Below are 14,777 nucleotides of genomic sequence, written 5' to 3'. Positions count from 1 at the left end.
ATTATTATAGAAATTTATTACTAATAAACTTTTCTAAATGAAAACAAATATTATATGATAAATATTCTTTGAAATAAATAATAATAAAGAAATAATTAAATATAAATAAGGATGAATATTTAAGAATCAATGGCAATGACAGTGTTGACTGTTTCAAGAAAAGATGAAAAAATAATGTTGTATAATTATTTCAAAATTAAATTTAAGAGTTAAAACCCGAATTAAAAACAAAAAATTGAATTTAACAACATACACCAACACAAAAATAAAATATCATCGTGCGTTTTTTGTCATCCATGACAAACATATGTGAAAATAAAGAGGGAACCAAAAATAAAGAAGAGAAAAATGAAGAATTATCTCTTCCGCGTATTCGTGTCGTTCTGGTGGAGCCGCTCTATCAGGGAAATGTTGGATCAGTTTGCCGCGTCATGAAAAATTTCGGATTTTTAGAGCTTTATTTGGTAAACCCCTGCCCGCTGGAAGGCGAAGCGCGCGCTATGTCTTCGCACGCAATCGATGTTCTTCAAAACGCAAAGATTTGCAAAACAATTGAAGAAGCGATTTTGGGTTGTGACGTTGTGATCGGAACAACCGGCTCACGCGCATTTAAGAAGTGCGATCATATTCGAACGCCGGCTTATTCGCCGCAGATGCTGAAAAAAAGAATGAGCGACTATCATCCGGAGACAAAATTCGCCATTTTATTCGGCCGGGAAGATACGGGATTCACAAACGAAGAACTTTCCGGCTGCATGATGATTGCCACCATTCCGACATCGCATATTTATCCGGTGATGAATTTATCGCATGCAGTCGGCATCATGCTCTATGAGCTTTCGGATTTGAAAATGATGGGAACCGTAAAAACCACCGATTTTGACAGTTTTGAGGCACTTTGCAATCATTTCGCTGATGTTTTAAAAGACATCGAATTCACCCCGCACAAACAAGACAAAATGGAACTCATGATGCGGCGCATTTTCGGGCGCGCCGACCTGACACTGTGTGAAGCGCAAACCCTTCGCGGCATATTCCGGGTGATTCAATACCATGCCAAAAAAGGAAAAGGCGAAAACATCGAAAAGATAAAAATTGAAATTGAAAATCAATTTGAAAAAGAAGAATTTACATTCTGAAATGATATAAAATGCGTGGCGGGAGAGGAATATCGACCATCTGAATCCTTTTAAAAGGCGGATGACAACCGTACAAACAGTCTTTTTGTTTTTATCCCACCACAAATTCCTATTGGAAAAAATAGTATAAAGAACTATTGTTAACCAAAATATTTTATGAGCAGAGAAAAAGACCTAAATAGTAAAAATTACAATTAGAAAATAACGTTGATAAAATTATATTAAGAATGATAAATACGAATCATACATTGAAATATAATTTTTGACAAATCAACACAAAACGGTTGGGCCAAAACAAGAAAGGATGACACAAAAACAAACCAACAATAAGCAAATTGATAAGTTTTTGAGTACACCCTGAAATGTTTAATTTTTGGAAAAATATAAAAAAGTTATTAGTTGCAGCGGTTGGACAGATCAAATATAAAAAACGACAAATATTAGAGTTAATATCATTTAAACAATTAAAAAGAGTTGATTTTGTCTGATGGAAAATGAGAAAATAAATAATAAAAAAACGCCGGTTTCAATATCAATCAGCGAAGATTTATTGGCAAAAGTGAACCAGTTGGTGGAAACGGAAGACTTTGCGTCAATCTCAGATATCGTCTTTACATCTTTGTGTTCCTTTTTCGGAAAAATCGCTGTTTATGAAAATAACCCGGATTTCGAATACAAAATGATTTTAGCCGCGTCAAAAGAAGACCGTTCTCCCAAAAAACAAATATCTGTCTCACTAAACCGGTATCTAATAAAAGAGTTGAGATTTTTGTCTCAAGTTTTGGAAAAAAACCAATCTTTTATCATCCGAATCGCCATCGTCGATTATATTGAAAGCTACACCACCACCCGGAAGCTGCGCGACAACACCCTGCAGCTATCCGTCAAATCAAAAACGGAAAAAATGGTTTTGATTTCGGAAAAGGAGTTGGAAAAAAGTATTCGGGAAATCATCGAAAAAATGTACAAAAACAATAACAAGTCGTAAAAGAACGAAAAAAACATCATAAAAACGAAAAAACCAAAACGAAACCGGAAAAATCATAAAAATATAAATAATTCAATTTGAAGAGGTCAGACTTCAAATTGACTATTTTCAATAAAATTTTAAACCAATCAATTGCCGGAAAAATCTTTAGAAATTCCGGTAAAGCATATAATCGGCGATGTCGAGCAGCACTTTTTTGGCATTACTGTCGGGCAGAATATCTAATTTAGATTTGCCTTCTTCAACATAAGAAACCGCCAGATTTTTCACGTAGTCCAAAGAACCGGACTTGGTCAAAACATCAATCGCTTCCTGAATTTCTTCCGGCGTCGCGTCGCCTTTTCCAAAAGCCTTCGGTTTTGCGCCGTGTTCCAGCGCGTGAATCATCAAAAGCGTGCGTTTTCCCTCAACAATGTCGCTTCCTTGCCGTTTTCCAAGAATCTCAGACGGCGTCGTCAAGTCTAAAACATCGTCATAGATTTGAAAACCCAATCCGGTTAAGCGCCCGAAATCATAAAGCGCTTGTCCGGTTTTTTCATCCGCGCACCCGAGAACCGCGCCGATTTGAGCGGCGGCGCCGAAAAGAACCGCTGTTTTTTTCTCAATCATTTCCAAGTATTCTTCCTTAAAAACCGAATCGCGGTTTTCAAAATCAATGTCAAGCCATTGGCCTTCGCAAACTTCCACACAGGTTTTCACCAAAATATTGGCAGCCTTTAAAAGCTGCTTCGGTTCGGCGTCCGATTCTGTAATGATTTCAACCGCTTTGGAATAAAGCGTGTCCCCCGCCAGAATACCGCCGGCTTCTCCCCAGATGGTGTGAACGGCCGGAAGTCCGCGGCGCACCGGATCATTATCCATAATATCGTCGTGAACAAGGGTAAACGTGTGCATGAGCTCAACCGCCACCGCCGCAGAAACGGCTTTGTCGGGATTTCCGCCAACGGCTTCGTTCGCCGCAAGCAAAACAGCCGGACGAAGGCGTTTGCCGCCGGCTTTGACAATATGGCGGGACGCTTCATAAAGACCGGGCGGATTTTTGACCGGAAGAAGCGTGTCAATGGCGTTGTCCACCGGAACAGACCTGTTTTTTATTTCATCAATAACCGTCATGGTAAAACATCCGATAAATCCGAGAATTGTCTTTTTTAAGGATTCTCAAAAAATGAAGAATCAAAACAATAAAAATGAAAAAACATTGAGCTTAGGGCTCAATGTATAAAATTTCTCCATTTCGGAGCAAGTGAACCGTTTCGCCGAGAACGTATCCGGCATCTTCCGCCATTTCGATGTAAGCGCTGTGCATCGCCAAATCGCCGTGGGCCGGAATGACGTGAACCGGCTGAACCATCCGGAGAAGTTCCCAGTGGTCTTCGCGGTAAGCGTGTCCCGATACGTGAACATCATCGTAAATTCTTGCGCCGCGCATTCTCAGTTTGGTTTCAAGCGCGTAGCGGTTGGCGCGCGTCATGGGACTTGGGATAATGTTTGCCGAGAAAATGACCCGGTCGCCGGATTCCACTTGGAAAGGCGTTTCTCCATTCGAGATCCGAACCAAAATAGATCCGGGTTCACCCTGGTGTCCGGTCACGACCGGCAAATATTTTTCCTTGCCTTCCGTCATGATTTTTTTAAGCGCCTTATCGATATCTTTTCTCTGCCCGTAGATTTCCACGTTTTTCGGCAAATTGATAAATCCTAAATCGTGAGCGGCCAAAAGATACTTTTCCATGGAACGGCCCATGAAAACCGGAATCCGGCCCATTTCTTCCGCGATTTCAATAATCGCGTTCAAGCGGGCGATGTGAGACGCAAAAGTCGAAACAATCATGCCGACATGCGATTCTTCCGTTCCGAGCAAAACGTCGCGGAGCATTTCTTTGGCGATGGTTTCCGACGGCGTCTTTCCGGACCGGCTGCTGTTTGTTGTTTCGGTGATCATGGCCAAAACGCCTTTTCGGCCGAGCCGTTTTAAGGCGCTGAAGTTGGGAGAATCCCCAATTGTCGGCGCGCGATCCAGTTTAAAGTCGCAGGCGTACATCACGGAACCGTACGGCGTATGAAGAACAGCAATCACACTGTCCACAATGCTGTGCGGAATCGGAATAAATTCAACCGTAATCGAATCGGTGATTTCATACGAATCACCGGCTTTAAGCGCCACCAGCGGGTTGTTCACTTTGAATTTCTTCTCTTCCTCAATCTGTCCGCGGATGAGCGCCGTTGTGTAAGGCGTTGAGATAATCGGCGCGTTGTAGCGGTGCGCCAATTTCGGAATCGCGCCGATGTGGTCCAAATGCCCGTGCGTACAAACGATGGCTTTTACCGTTCCGTTAATGTCGCGCATAATGGTGTCATCCGGAATCGCGCCCATGTCGATCAATTCAAGAGAGTGCATGCGGTCGATTTCCGCGTCTTCGTGGATCTGAACCCGGTCAAGACGGATACCCATATCTAAAATAACAATTTCGTCACCGACGACAACGGCCGTCATGTTACGGCCCATTTCATTATAGCCGCCAACGGCGACAATACCTATTTCTTCCATTTTTATTTTCCTCAAAAATACACAATTGTGTTTTATTTTTTTATTTGTTGGTTTTTTATTTTTTAATTATGATTATTTCTAATTTAAATTCCCGTTTTTTAGTTTTGTTATTTTTGTTAAAGATGATGTGATGAATATGAAATATTTTGGTTGTAAACACACCTTTAGGATTTAAAGCATCTCTTTGTTCGCGTAGTCACGGACATTAAATCCGCGCTGGTTCAAATACTCGTAAGTGCGCCCGGTAATGGCGATATTGGTTCGGGACAAATCCGCAACGGTGTCACAGCCGGTCAAAAACATGGCGGCTTTGAGTTCCTGACGGATGAGTTCCAATTTATTCAAAACAGCGTTTGGTCCCTCTAAGGCCGCGCCGACAAATGGAAGCGCCGCGCTTCCAACCGTCGCCCCAAGCGCAATCGATTTAGCGACATCAATTCCGGTCCGGATGCCGCCCGTTGCGATCACCGGCACCGACACTTTACATTCCACAATGCTTGACACGGTCGGGATTCCGAAATCCCAAAAAAGCTCGCCCAAATATTCACCAAGCGTGTCCGCTGTTTGCCGGGCCCGGTAAACTTCAACGCCTGCCCAACTGGTTCCGCCGACACCGCCAACATCTATCGCGCTCACGCCGGCTTTTTTGAGCATCAAGGCGTCTTCCCGGGAAATGCCGGCGCCGGTCTCTTTAGCAAAAACAGGGACGGATGAAACCGAACAGAGCTCTTCAATTTTCTCAAGGCAACCTTTTGCGTTTCGGTCGCCTTCCGGCTGAATCGCTTCCTGAAGGAAATTAAGGTGAACCGCAATCGCGTCCGCGTCAATCATCTCAACCGCGCTTTCGATTTTAGATAAACTGTATTCCAAAAGCTGGGCCGCGCCGATGTTGGCGTAAACAAAAGCGGTCGGCGCTTTCTCGCGGACAACTTTAAAAGAGGAAACTTGAGTTTTGTCATCAATGGCCGCCCGCTGGCTACCAACCCCGATTCCAATTCCGATTTTCTCGGCGGCTTCGGCCATCGCCGCGTTGACGGGCGCTGTTTCCGGGTGTCCGCCGGTAATCGACGCAATCAAAAAGGGAAAAGAAAGCGTTTTCCCGAAAAAATCAACGGACATATCAATATCATTCATGGAGATTTCCGGAAGCGCCCGATGAATCAGCATGACATCTTCAAAACCGGCGCTGACTTTTCGAGACTCGACATGGCTGTGTGCGCAAAGCTCAAGGTGCTCCATTTTCCGTCTTGATGTTTCATATTCCATTTTTGATGGCCCGCTTGTGTTGAATAAAAAGGATAAAAATAATGTAAAAACAGAACCGGAAAAAACTCCGGGTCAATCGCAACAATTCGATTCACTGAAAAAGAAAACCGAAATGCAAACTCAGATTCGCAGCGAATTTTTATTTAACCTACTCGGTAATAGTATATAAATAATTCATTTTTTGCTGCGCCTCAAAACCATTTTAATTGAGTCACGGACAAATAATTTTGTGAAAAATTCATTTCGACGGTTATGCTTTTAAGAAAAAGTCAGTTCCGAGAAATCCGCGTCCCGATTGTCTTTCCGTTTAAGTAATCCGCCACGTTTCCGGGCGTGTTCGCGTTAAAAATACAGGATTCAATCCCGGTTCGTTCGGCCAGTTCCAAAATTTCAGAGACTTTGCCCAGCATTCCGCCGGTCACGTCAGTCCCGGCCGAGCCGCCAATATGCTTTTTGACCGATTCGAACGTTTGGGGCGTAATTTGAGGAATGACTTGCCCGTTTGAATCCAAAACACCGTCTGCCGCCGACCCGAGGCCGACCCTTTTGGCCGAAAGCGCCGCCGCCACATACGGCAAAGATTGGTCCCCCGAAAGGATACAGGATCCGCGAACGGTATCCATGCAAACATCGCCATGGAGCACCGGCACGAGCCCGTGGTCTAACATCAACTCAATTTGCTCGACAAACATCGATTGAATCCGTCCGTCCGCGCATACGGAAAAGGCAAGCGGTTGAAGCGGAACAGCCGGGATGCTTTCTGCCCGAAGTCCTTTGACAATCATATCGTTGAGAAGGCGGACAGAGTCGTGCGTGATTAAAAAACCTTCTTTGTGAAAGCCTTTGTCAAGCCCGTATTCTTTCGCATACGTATGGCCGTACGAACCCGCGCCGTGGACAATCACCAATTTTCCCGAAAAGGTTGCGATTTCCTTAAAAATCCGGCGCATTTCCTCTTCTTTGGCCAACCCCGCTTTGGCGTTTTTGTCCGTCACGGCGCTTCCGCCGATTTTTAAAACCGTAATGCCGGCATCAGCATTTGATTTTTTGAATGTTTGCGTCATAAAAACAATCCTGAAAATGATAAAAATAATTCCGAAATTGATAAAAAAATGAAGGTCAATCTGACAATCTTATTTTGAAAATCTTATTTTTCCTTTTCCACACGGACACCCGAATTAGAAGTCCGGCAAATAAAAGAATCGCCGCCGGCCCGTTTGATAGAATGCGCCACCCGCGATAAATTTTTATGTTCGCACAGCGCAATCATGCAGCCGCCGCCGCCGGCACCTGTTATTTTTGACCCGAGAGCGCCCGCTTTTCGGGAAGCGTAGACGAGTTCAGACAGTTCGAAAGAGCCGACACCGATGGAATCCAAAAGTCCTTGGTTGATGTTCATGAGTTCACCGACGGTTGTAAAATCATTGGCGGTAACGTATTTGACGCCGGTTTCGGCAATGGTTCCGATGGTATCCATAATTTGATTGATCACTTGCGGATGGCGTTCTTTTAAAGAAGCGACGTTTGAGACTAACTTTCGAGTGGAAGAGAATTTGCGTGTGTTTCCAATCACAATCGGCGCGTCAAAAAAATCCAATTTGACGCGGTCCGGAATGCGGACAAGACCGCCGAAAGTGGAGACGAACGTGTCGGTCGGGCTGGCGCGTCCTTGGACTTCTTCTTCAACTTGATGCCCGAAGCGCGCGATTTCATCCGGCGACAGATGGGTGCCGTAAAAAACATCCAGAGATTTGAGGGTTGCAATCGTGACGGCAGACGACGATCCGAGGCCGGAGCCGACCGGAATTTCAGAATGGATGTCGATGCAAATACCGGAGCCGGACGCCGAAGTTGGGTTTTCGGGCGGCAAGTCCGCCAAATTTCGGAACTTTTCGACAGCGGCGTAAATGTACGGGTGTTTGCGTTGGTTGAGATCAACGTTGCCGCCCGGCCCTTTCATTTGAACCGCGGGGACATGAACTTCTTCCACCGTGACATGCGCCCGAATGTCAATCGCGCAGGCAATCGCCGTTTTCCCATAAACCACCGCATGCTCTCCAAACAAAAAGATCTTTCCGGGAGCCGAACACGTAATCATTGAAACACCATGATAATTGTAAGAATTGTCAACTTAATAACGAATAAGCTAAATATTGAATAGAAATTGCAAACTTAATTTATAAATCCATTCCCATGATTAAAAAATGAAGAGAACATGGATGGTTTTTTTCGGAGGTTTTTAACAAGATTATGATAACATGCTGACGCCGCCGAAATCAAAAATGAAGAAGAAAAAATTGAAATTTGAAAAATGAAAAATGAAAAGAAAAATGAAAAGAAAAATGAATTGAAAATTGAAAAAGAAAAATGAAAAAGAAAAATGAAAAATGAAAAAGAAAGTCTGAACTTGCTTTTTAATTTTTAATCACAGCTGCAATTGCAGTTGTTTTTATCGTTTAAAATAAAACTGAATGCGGCGTATCCGACAACATTTGTCCGGGATTCCGTTTCGTCGTTGCTGGTTGTGTATTTCAAGAATTTGGGCGTTGCCAAAACGGTTTTTGAAACCATCATCAGTGTGGCAATCGGACCGTAACCGCAAAGCGACGCATCCTCTCGTTTGAGAGTTTCATAAAAACCATCAACATCCATGTCTTCAATTTTTTGAATAACTTTTTGGTCGGCTGATTTCGCTTTTTCCGGCGAGACATAATGTGAGAAATCGCTGGAGGCGATCACGGCGAGTCTTAATTTTTCAGAGTAGCCTTTCTTTTGAATGGTAACGTCTTTGATGAGAATGTTGGAAATAATGGAAGCGACAAGAGTAGCAGCTTCCTTGCTTTGGTCGCCCATGCAAATGGATAAAATTTTGAACTTGCGACCTTTCATTTTGCGTTGCAAAAACGGTAAAATGACTTCAATGGAGTGTTCGTGCGTGTGGGCGGATTCGTCTTTGACGATATCGGTTCCTTCGAAATAGGAGGCCAAGAATTCATCTGATTCAACGGTTCCGAGCGGTGTTTGCCAAGAAGCGGTGGAAAGAGAAAGCGGGTGTCCGAGTCCTGTGTGGTTGGGACCAAGAATGATGTAAGTGTCGGCGTCCTACAAGGATTCAATAGCGAGCGCCGAGACTTTCCCGGAAAAGATGTAGCCGGCATGCGGGCTGATGGCGCCGAATGTTTTGTCGGACGAAGTCACTTCTTTTTGAGCGGCAGCAAGGGCGGCGTCAACTTCTTTGGTGAGCCCGTTGGGGTTTGCGTCATAAAAAAGACCGGAAACGGTCGGCTTTCTGAGTGTCAAATCAATTCCTCCGAATGGTTTTTTATAAATTGGATCAATTTTTTAAACATCTGCTGTCTATTCAACAAACAACATTGTATTATTTATTAAATAATATTCAAATATTTTTTTAATAATGACATAAATAATACAATATATATATAATTGAAAGAGTTTTATAAATAGTTTATTCTCCGTCCTTTTTCAAACCGGTCCGGTTTATTCATCCGGCTCTTCTTTAAACTCATCCAATCCGAACTCTGCCAATGCTTCTTTATCGTTTAAAACCTGAAATCCCATCGCGGAAATCATGTCAAAAAGACGCCTCCGGTCATCGCCTTTCATGGATTTTTTGTCAAAGAAAGCAACATTTGCGCCGGTTTTCAAAAACGCGTCTTTGACAACCGGTTCCGTCAAAAATTCCAACTGATGCTTCGGAAAAATGTGGCCGAAAGCCAGACGCGTCCGGAATAAATATTTTGTCGGACGCTGTGCATAATGCCCCCCGCCAAACCCGACCGCAAAAACGGGATCGGAAAGCAATGGAGAAAAGTCGTTCATTGGAACAAAATCAAAATCGGAAGATAGCGATAAAATGGATTTGGCGACAATTTCGCCGGCCAACGGAATTCCCCATTCGTTTTCCGTGCTTCCGATTTCTGCAAACATAGACGGGACAAGAAGTTCCGTCGGCCCGTGATGAGTAACTTCCATCGTCACATCAAATAAGAGACCAAGGCGCTGATTCAAATCGTTCAGAGCAAGAATCATTTTTTTCATTTCAAGCGGCATCGGAATGGACAAAGCCTTTGGATATCCGCCCAGCGCCGATTCTCCTGCGTTTCCGGTCGGGTGCACGGTAAGAGCTCTCGTTTCACTTTTGCTTCGGTGTTTGGACGCAAAAATAATCAGATCGGCCGGAATGTTCAGATGTTTCAACCGCAGATCCAATCGATCTTGAAAAATGTGTTTGCCGTCAAGAAAAATCAGCCGGAAAAGAAGGTCGGATGTTTGAAGTTCAAAAATTCCGGTCAAAAGGTTTGTTCCGGTCATTTCGTGCGCCGACGGCATGGAATCTTCGGACGGCGCCGTCGGCAAAAAGAGCGACAAAGCCTCCTTCATTCGTTCGGCCGTCGGCAATTCCTTCGGTTTCCAGTCTGCGATTTTGAGCAAATTGTCTTTGATGTTCACACTTGCCGCATCCGAAAGCGAACAAATAACGGCAACAGTTTTTTGATTTGTCATAAAATTCACCTGATAAATAAGAAAAGATGAAAATGAAATATAAAAAGAATTGCCAAAACGCCTTTCAAAACCACGATTTGAGACGAGTGATTTTACGGATCAAGAAAATCAAAAGCACCATCATCATCACGAAAAAGAAAAAAGTAAATTTTATGAAAACGGCACAAAACCAATTTCAAACGGACCGGAGTCGGAATTTGCCGGAACAAAACCAATCGGAATGCCGGTTTCCTTAAAATCGATAAGGACGCTTGATCCGACATTTCCCGACGAAACACAAGTTTCTCCAACCCGCTCATCGTTATAATAGTCGTAGATTTCATCCGCAGCCAGCAATGCAAATAAAATAATCAGAACAAGAACAACGACTTGTCCCATGGTTTTGGGTGTGATTTCCAAGTGAATTCCTCCGTTTTAACTTATTATGGTTCATATATATTAAAAAATATAAAAATGTAACTATAAGTATGAAATCAATTTATTTATTAAGAAAAAGAAGCCGCCAAATAAAAGAGAATTGCAAAAATGATTCGGGAAAGTAAAGCTAAAATAACACAGATCAACGCAACAGCATTATTGATTCTTCTTTTCTTTTTATCGTCTTCATTTTTGGCGGCAAACCAACCGGAAAGAGTAATGAGAAGAATCATTAGAAGAGAAGGGCCGCAGAAATGAAGAAAACGCGTGATTGAATCCCAAGGCATGAAAGGGTCGACTTCATCGAATGTTGCAAATGTTGCAATGCTGTAAACGCTTGACAGAACAAACCCGAGAAGAGCGGATTTTATTTGATCTTTGGATAACAAACCATAAATGAAACTGGCAAAAAAAGCCATCAATAAAATGAGAAAAGACCAGATGAAGCCGAACAGATCATATTGTAGCTCATGCGTGTTAATGTAAGAATTAATATGCGGCATCAATAGAACCATAAAAACAAATAAAGTAGAAATTCCAACGAGTAAAATAATATTGTTCTTCGAGGTTGGTTTGTAATACTGAGTCATTTTAACACCTTTTAATTTTATTGAGACTTATGAGATTAATGATATAAAATATTTCTTGCAACTAAAATAAAAAGAGAATAATTTTAAATGAATAGTATATTTTTAGTTTTAAAAAAAAATATTAATACAATAAAAATTATTTTTGCTACCGCTTCATGCTTAAGTTATACAAGTCCGTTGTTTTAAAATTTGTTTTTTTGGGTAAAAATCAAAGCGTAAACGGAATAAATGCAAATATTTATATGAATTTAGAGTATCTGCACACTCATATTTCTGTATATTTTCGTTATTTTGAAAATTTTATAATGATAAGAATCCGGTGATTTAAATGCAGGAAAAAATTGTTGAAATTGCCAATCGCATTCGGGAACTGCGCGAACTTTCGGACGTGTCTCCCGAAGAACTCGCAGCGGCGATTGGAGTATCCGTTGACACTTATTTGAAATACGAAACCGCAAAAACCGACATTCCGGCCAGCGAACTTCTTGAAATTGCCAATTTCTACAAAGTCGATATGTCTCTTCTGCTGACCGGCGAAGAGCCCCGGATGAATGTGTTTACGGTGACACGGTCCGGAAAAGGCGTGAACGTCGAGCGCCGCAGCCAATACAAATACCAAAATCTGGCGGAGAAATTTATTCACAAAAAAATCGAACCGTTTATCGTCACGGCCGAACCCAAAGAAACCGAACCGTCGCTTCATTCCCATCCGGGACAAGAGTTTAACTACATTTTGGAAGGCAGCTTGAAAATTTACATTCACAACAATGAAATCATTTTGGAAGAAGGCGATTCCATTTACTTTGACTCGAACTATCCGCACGCGATGAAGGCTTTAAACGGTAAGCCCGCAAAATTCCTGGCGATTATTGCCTGAAAAGGCAGCGTTAAACTATTCATCCAAATCCTTTTGCAAGAACCTAAATTCGTTCTGCAAAATTAAATTTCAAGATTGATTGTCGTTATTGGTTTATTTGTTTCAATAATTTCAACACGCTTTTCATTCGACCGTTCAAAAGAATATCAAAATTCATTATCCCGATTATCATTTCATTTGAGAGAATATTATGAGTACAAATCATGAAACTGACGCGGACCAAGGCGGAAACTTGGTTCATCGTTTTGTCCAAAAAACAAAATTTGAGTCCTACGAGGATTTCAGAGACAATTTTAAAATCAACATTCCGGATGATTTCAACTTCGCGTACGATGTCGTCGATTGGTACGCCGCAAACGACCCGAAAAAAATCGCAATCGTCTGGTGCGACGATCAGGGCGGGGAAAAAATCTTTTCATTTGCCGACCTGAAGCGCGAGACGGACAAAGCCGCCAACCTTTTCGTAAAACACGGCGTCAAGAAAGGGAGCGCCGTCATCTTAACCTTGAAAAGCCGCTATGAGTTTTGGGTTTGTTTGGTCGCGCTTCACAAAATCGGTGCGATTGCCGTTCCCGCCACGCATATGCTCAAAAAGAGGGACATTATTCACCGGTTAGAAAAATCAAAGGCTTGCGCCATCGTCAGCATTTCCGAAAGCGGGCTTGACTTGATTTTTGACGAAGCGGCCAAAGAAGCCGGCCTATCCAAATTCAAAAAATTCATTGTCGGAAAAAGTTCAGCCGGTGCCGTGGACTGGATTGATTACGATAAAGAAATGGCGGAAGCGTCCGATGCCTTTTCCCGTCCGGCGGGAAAAGACGCAGTGACGGCCAACGATGACATGCTTTACTACTTTTCCTCCGGAACCACCGGATTTCCGAAAATGGTCGCCCACAAATACGCGTACCCGCTCGGCCACATCATCACCGCCGGCTATTGGCAAAACGTTCGAAACAACGGCCTTCATTACACGATGGCCGACAGCGGCTGGGCAAAATGCGTCTGGGGAAAAATCTACGGCCAATGGATTTGGGGAACCGCCGTTTTCGTCTATGATTTCGATGAATTCGACGCGAAAAACATGCTCGAAAAAGTGTCCAAATACGGCGTCACCACCTTTTGCGCGCCGCCGACCATCTACCGATTCTTCATCAAAGAAGACCTTTCCCAATACAATTTCGGAACACTTCAATACTGTACCGTTGCGGGCGAACCCTTAAATCCGGAAGTTTATGAAAAATTCCTGCTCTACACCGGACTTCCGCTCATGGAAGGATACGGGCAAACCGAAATTATCGCGTCAATCGCCACTTTCCCGTGGATTTCCGCAAAACCCGGATCCATGGGAAAGCCGGCTCCCGGTTATGATGTTGTACTCATCAATGTTGACGGCAGAGAATGCGACGTCGGTGAAGAAGGCGAAATTGTCATCCGAGTCAACAAAGATGCCGACAAATCCAGGCCAAGCGACCTGCCGCCCGGATTTTTCGCCGGTTACAAGTACGACGATGAAAAAACCAAAGATTCATGGCACGACGGATTTTACCATACCGGCGACACCGCTTGGAAAGACGAAGACGGCTACTACTGGTTTGTCGGACGAACCGATGACATCATCAAAAGTTCCGGCTACAAAATCGGTCCGTTTGAAGTTGAAAGCGCGCTCATTCAACACCCCGGTGTTTTGGAATGCGCCATTACCGGCGTTCCCGACCCGGTCCGCGGCCAAGTCGTAAAAGCGACGATTGTTCTCACAAAAGATTACAAGAACAAAGCGTCCGACGCTCTTAAAAAAGAGCTTCAAGAGCATGTCAAAAAAATAACGGCGCCTTACAAATATCCGCGTGTCATTGAATTCGTGGATGTCTTGCCAAAAACCATCAGCGGAAAAATCCGGCGGGTAGAAATCCGGGAGCAAGATAAAGAGAGAAAATGATCATTCGCCAATAACAGCCTATTGGATATTATCTTAATTTTTAAGATATAATTCAAACATATTTAAAAAGTATTAAATGCAAAAACAACAAACTCCATTGTTGCCGGATTATGACCATGGAGTTTTCAAATCTTTTTTTTGAAAATTTTCCAGCTCCGGTGCACGGAGGAAAAATGTTGCAAACACTGTGGGCATCTGCCAAATTCAATTTGTTTTGTTTTTTCCTTCTGATTTTGTCCGCATTGATATCCGGACTGATTATTACAATTATTGCAGCGATGGATTATATGATTTTAGCCATCATGATGTTTTTCGGACGAGAGAATTCTCTGTTATGTTTGGCGTTAAGAACATCATCCGATGCAGGTCTTGTAATTGTATTCATATTTACAGTATACTACACAGCGCTTTCATCTGTCAAAGATATGAAAAAAGAATTTGAAAAACTAAATTAAGAGGAAATAGAGCAAACAAAAAAATGATAAAAATATA

The 14,777-nt window shown here is 42.9% G+C and carries 13 protein-coding genes and 1 pseudogene; 5 read left to right on the top strand and 9 right to left on the bottom strand.

Going from position 1 to position 14,777, the window contains the following annotated elements; genetic code table 11:
- Positions 1–296 precede the first annotated feature (296 nt).
- Positions 297–1,139 carry an RNA methyltransferase gene (locus MsAc7_RS08070; RefSeq protein WP_338102402.1) on the top strand — a complete coding sequence of 281 codons (843 nt, stop codon included), beginning with the start codon at positions 297–299 and terminating at the stop codon, positions 1,137–1,139.
- Between the two features lie 550 nt (positions 1,140–1,689).
- A complete protein-coding gene (locus MsAc7_RS08065) occupies positions 1,690–2,127 on the top strand; it encodes a hypothetical protein (RefSeq protein ID WP_338102401.1) in 438 nt (145 codons plus the stop codon).
- 147 nt (positions 2,128–2,274) lie between these two features.
- Here MsAc7_RS08065 and MsAc7_RS08060 read toward each other — a convergent pair whose 3' ends face one another.
- From MsAc7_RS08060 to MsAc7_RS08020, 9 genes and pseudogenes are all read right to left on the bottom strand, one after another.
- Positions 2,275–3,240, bottom strand: coding sequence for a polyprenyl synthetase family protein (locus MsAc7_RS08060; protein WP_338102400.1), 966 nt, complete (start codon positions 3,238–3,240; stop codon positions 2,275–2,277).
- Between the two features lie 91 nt (positions 3,241–3,331).
- Positions 3,332–4,675 carry an RNase J family beta-CASP ribonuclease gene (locus MsAc7_RS08055; protein WP_338102399.1) on the bottom strand — a complete coding sequence of 448 codons (1,344 nt, stop codon included), beginning with the start codon at positions 4,673–4,675 and terminating at the stop codon, positions 3,332–3,334.
- 171 nt (positions 4,676–4,846) lie between these two features.
- Complete coding sequence (fni, locus tag MsAc7_RS08050) at positions 4,847–5,941, bottom strand: type 2 isopentenyl-diphosphate Delta-isomerase (protein WP_338102398.1); 1,095 nt, start codon at positions 5,939–5,941, stop codon at positions 4,847–4,849.
- A gap of 269 nt (positions 5,942–6,210) precedes the next feature.
- Positions 6,211–7,005 (bottom strand): isopentenyl phosphate kinase, encoded by a 795-nt coding sequence (locus MsAc7_RS08045; RefSeq protein ID WP_338102397.1) that lies wholly within the window; start codon positions 7,003–7,005, stop codon positions 6,211–6,213.
- A gap of 83 nt (positions 7,006–7,088) precedes the next feature.
- Positions 7,089–8,039, bottom strand: coding sequence for a mevalonate kinase (mvk, locus tag MsAc7_RS08040; RefSeq protein ID WP_338102396.1), 951 nt, complete (start codon positions 8,037–8,039; stop codon positions 7,089–7,091).
- Positions 8,040–8,362: 323 nt separating this feature from the next.
- A pseudogene (gene amrB, locus MsAc7_RS08035) lies at positions 8,363–9,241 on the bottom strand (AmmeMemoRadiSam system protein B).
- A gap of 198 nt (positions 9,242–9,439) precedes the next feature.
- A complete protein-coding gene (locus MsAc7_RS08030; protein WP_338102395.1) occupies positions 9,440–10,465 on the bottom strand; it encodes a D-aminoacyl-tRNA deacylase in 1,026 nt (341 codons plus the stop codon).
- A gap of 150 nt (positions 10,466–10,615) precedes the next feature.
- Complete coding sequence (locus MsAc7_RS08025; RefSeq protein ID WP_338102394.1) at positions 10,616–10,864, bottom strand: hypothetical protein; 249 nt, start codon at positions 10,862–10,864, stop codon at positions 10,616–10,618.
- Between the two features lie 86 nt (positions 10,865–10,950).
- Positions 10,951–11,472 carry a hypothetical protein gene (locus MsAc7_RS08020; RefSeq protein ID WP_338102393.1) on the bottom strand — a complete coding sequence of 174 codons (522 nt, stop codon included), beginning with the start codon at positions 11,470–11,472 and terminating at the stop codon, positions 10,951–10,953.
- Between the two features lie 328 nt (positions 11,473–11,800).
- Between MsAc7_RS08020 and MsAc7_RS08015 the strand changes: the two genes are divergently transcribed.
- The 3 genes from MsAc7_RS08015 (at position 11,801) to MsAc7_RS08005 (ending at position 14,740) form a co-directional block, all read left to right on the top strand.
- Positions 11,801–12,349, top strand: a complete 549-nt coding sequence (locus tag MsAc7_RS08015; RefSeq protein ID WP_338102392.1) for a helix-turn-helix domain-containing protein — start codon at positions 11,801–11,803, stop codon at positions 12,347–12,349.
- A gap of 190 nt (positions 12,350–12,539) precedes the next feature.
- Entirely contained in the window at positions 12,540–14,285 is a 1,746-nt protein-coding gene (locus MsAc7_RS08010) for an AMP-binding protein (protein WP_338102391.1), read from the top strand.
- Between the two features lie 110 nt (positions 14,286–14,395).
- A complete protein-coding gene (locus MsAc7_RS08005) occupies positions 14,396–14,740 on the top strand; it encodes a hypothetical protein (RefSeq protein ID WP_338102390.1) in 345 nt (114 codons plus the stop codon).
- Positions 14,741–14,777: the final 37 nt, after the last annotated feature.

Origin of the sequence: Methanolapillus millepedarum (assembly GCF_032594115.1) — an archaeon.
Classification (GTDB): Archaea; Halobacteriota; Methanosarcinia; order Methanosarcinales; family Methanosarcinaceae; genus Methanolapillus; species Methanolapillus millepedarum.
This window is presented reverse-complemented; position numbering and strand designations above follow the sequence as displayed.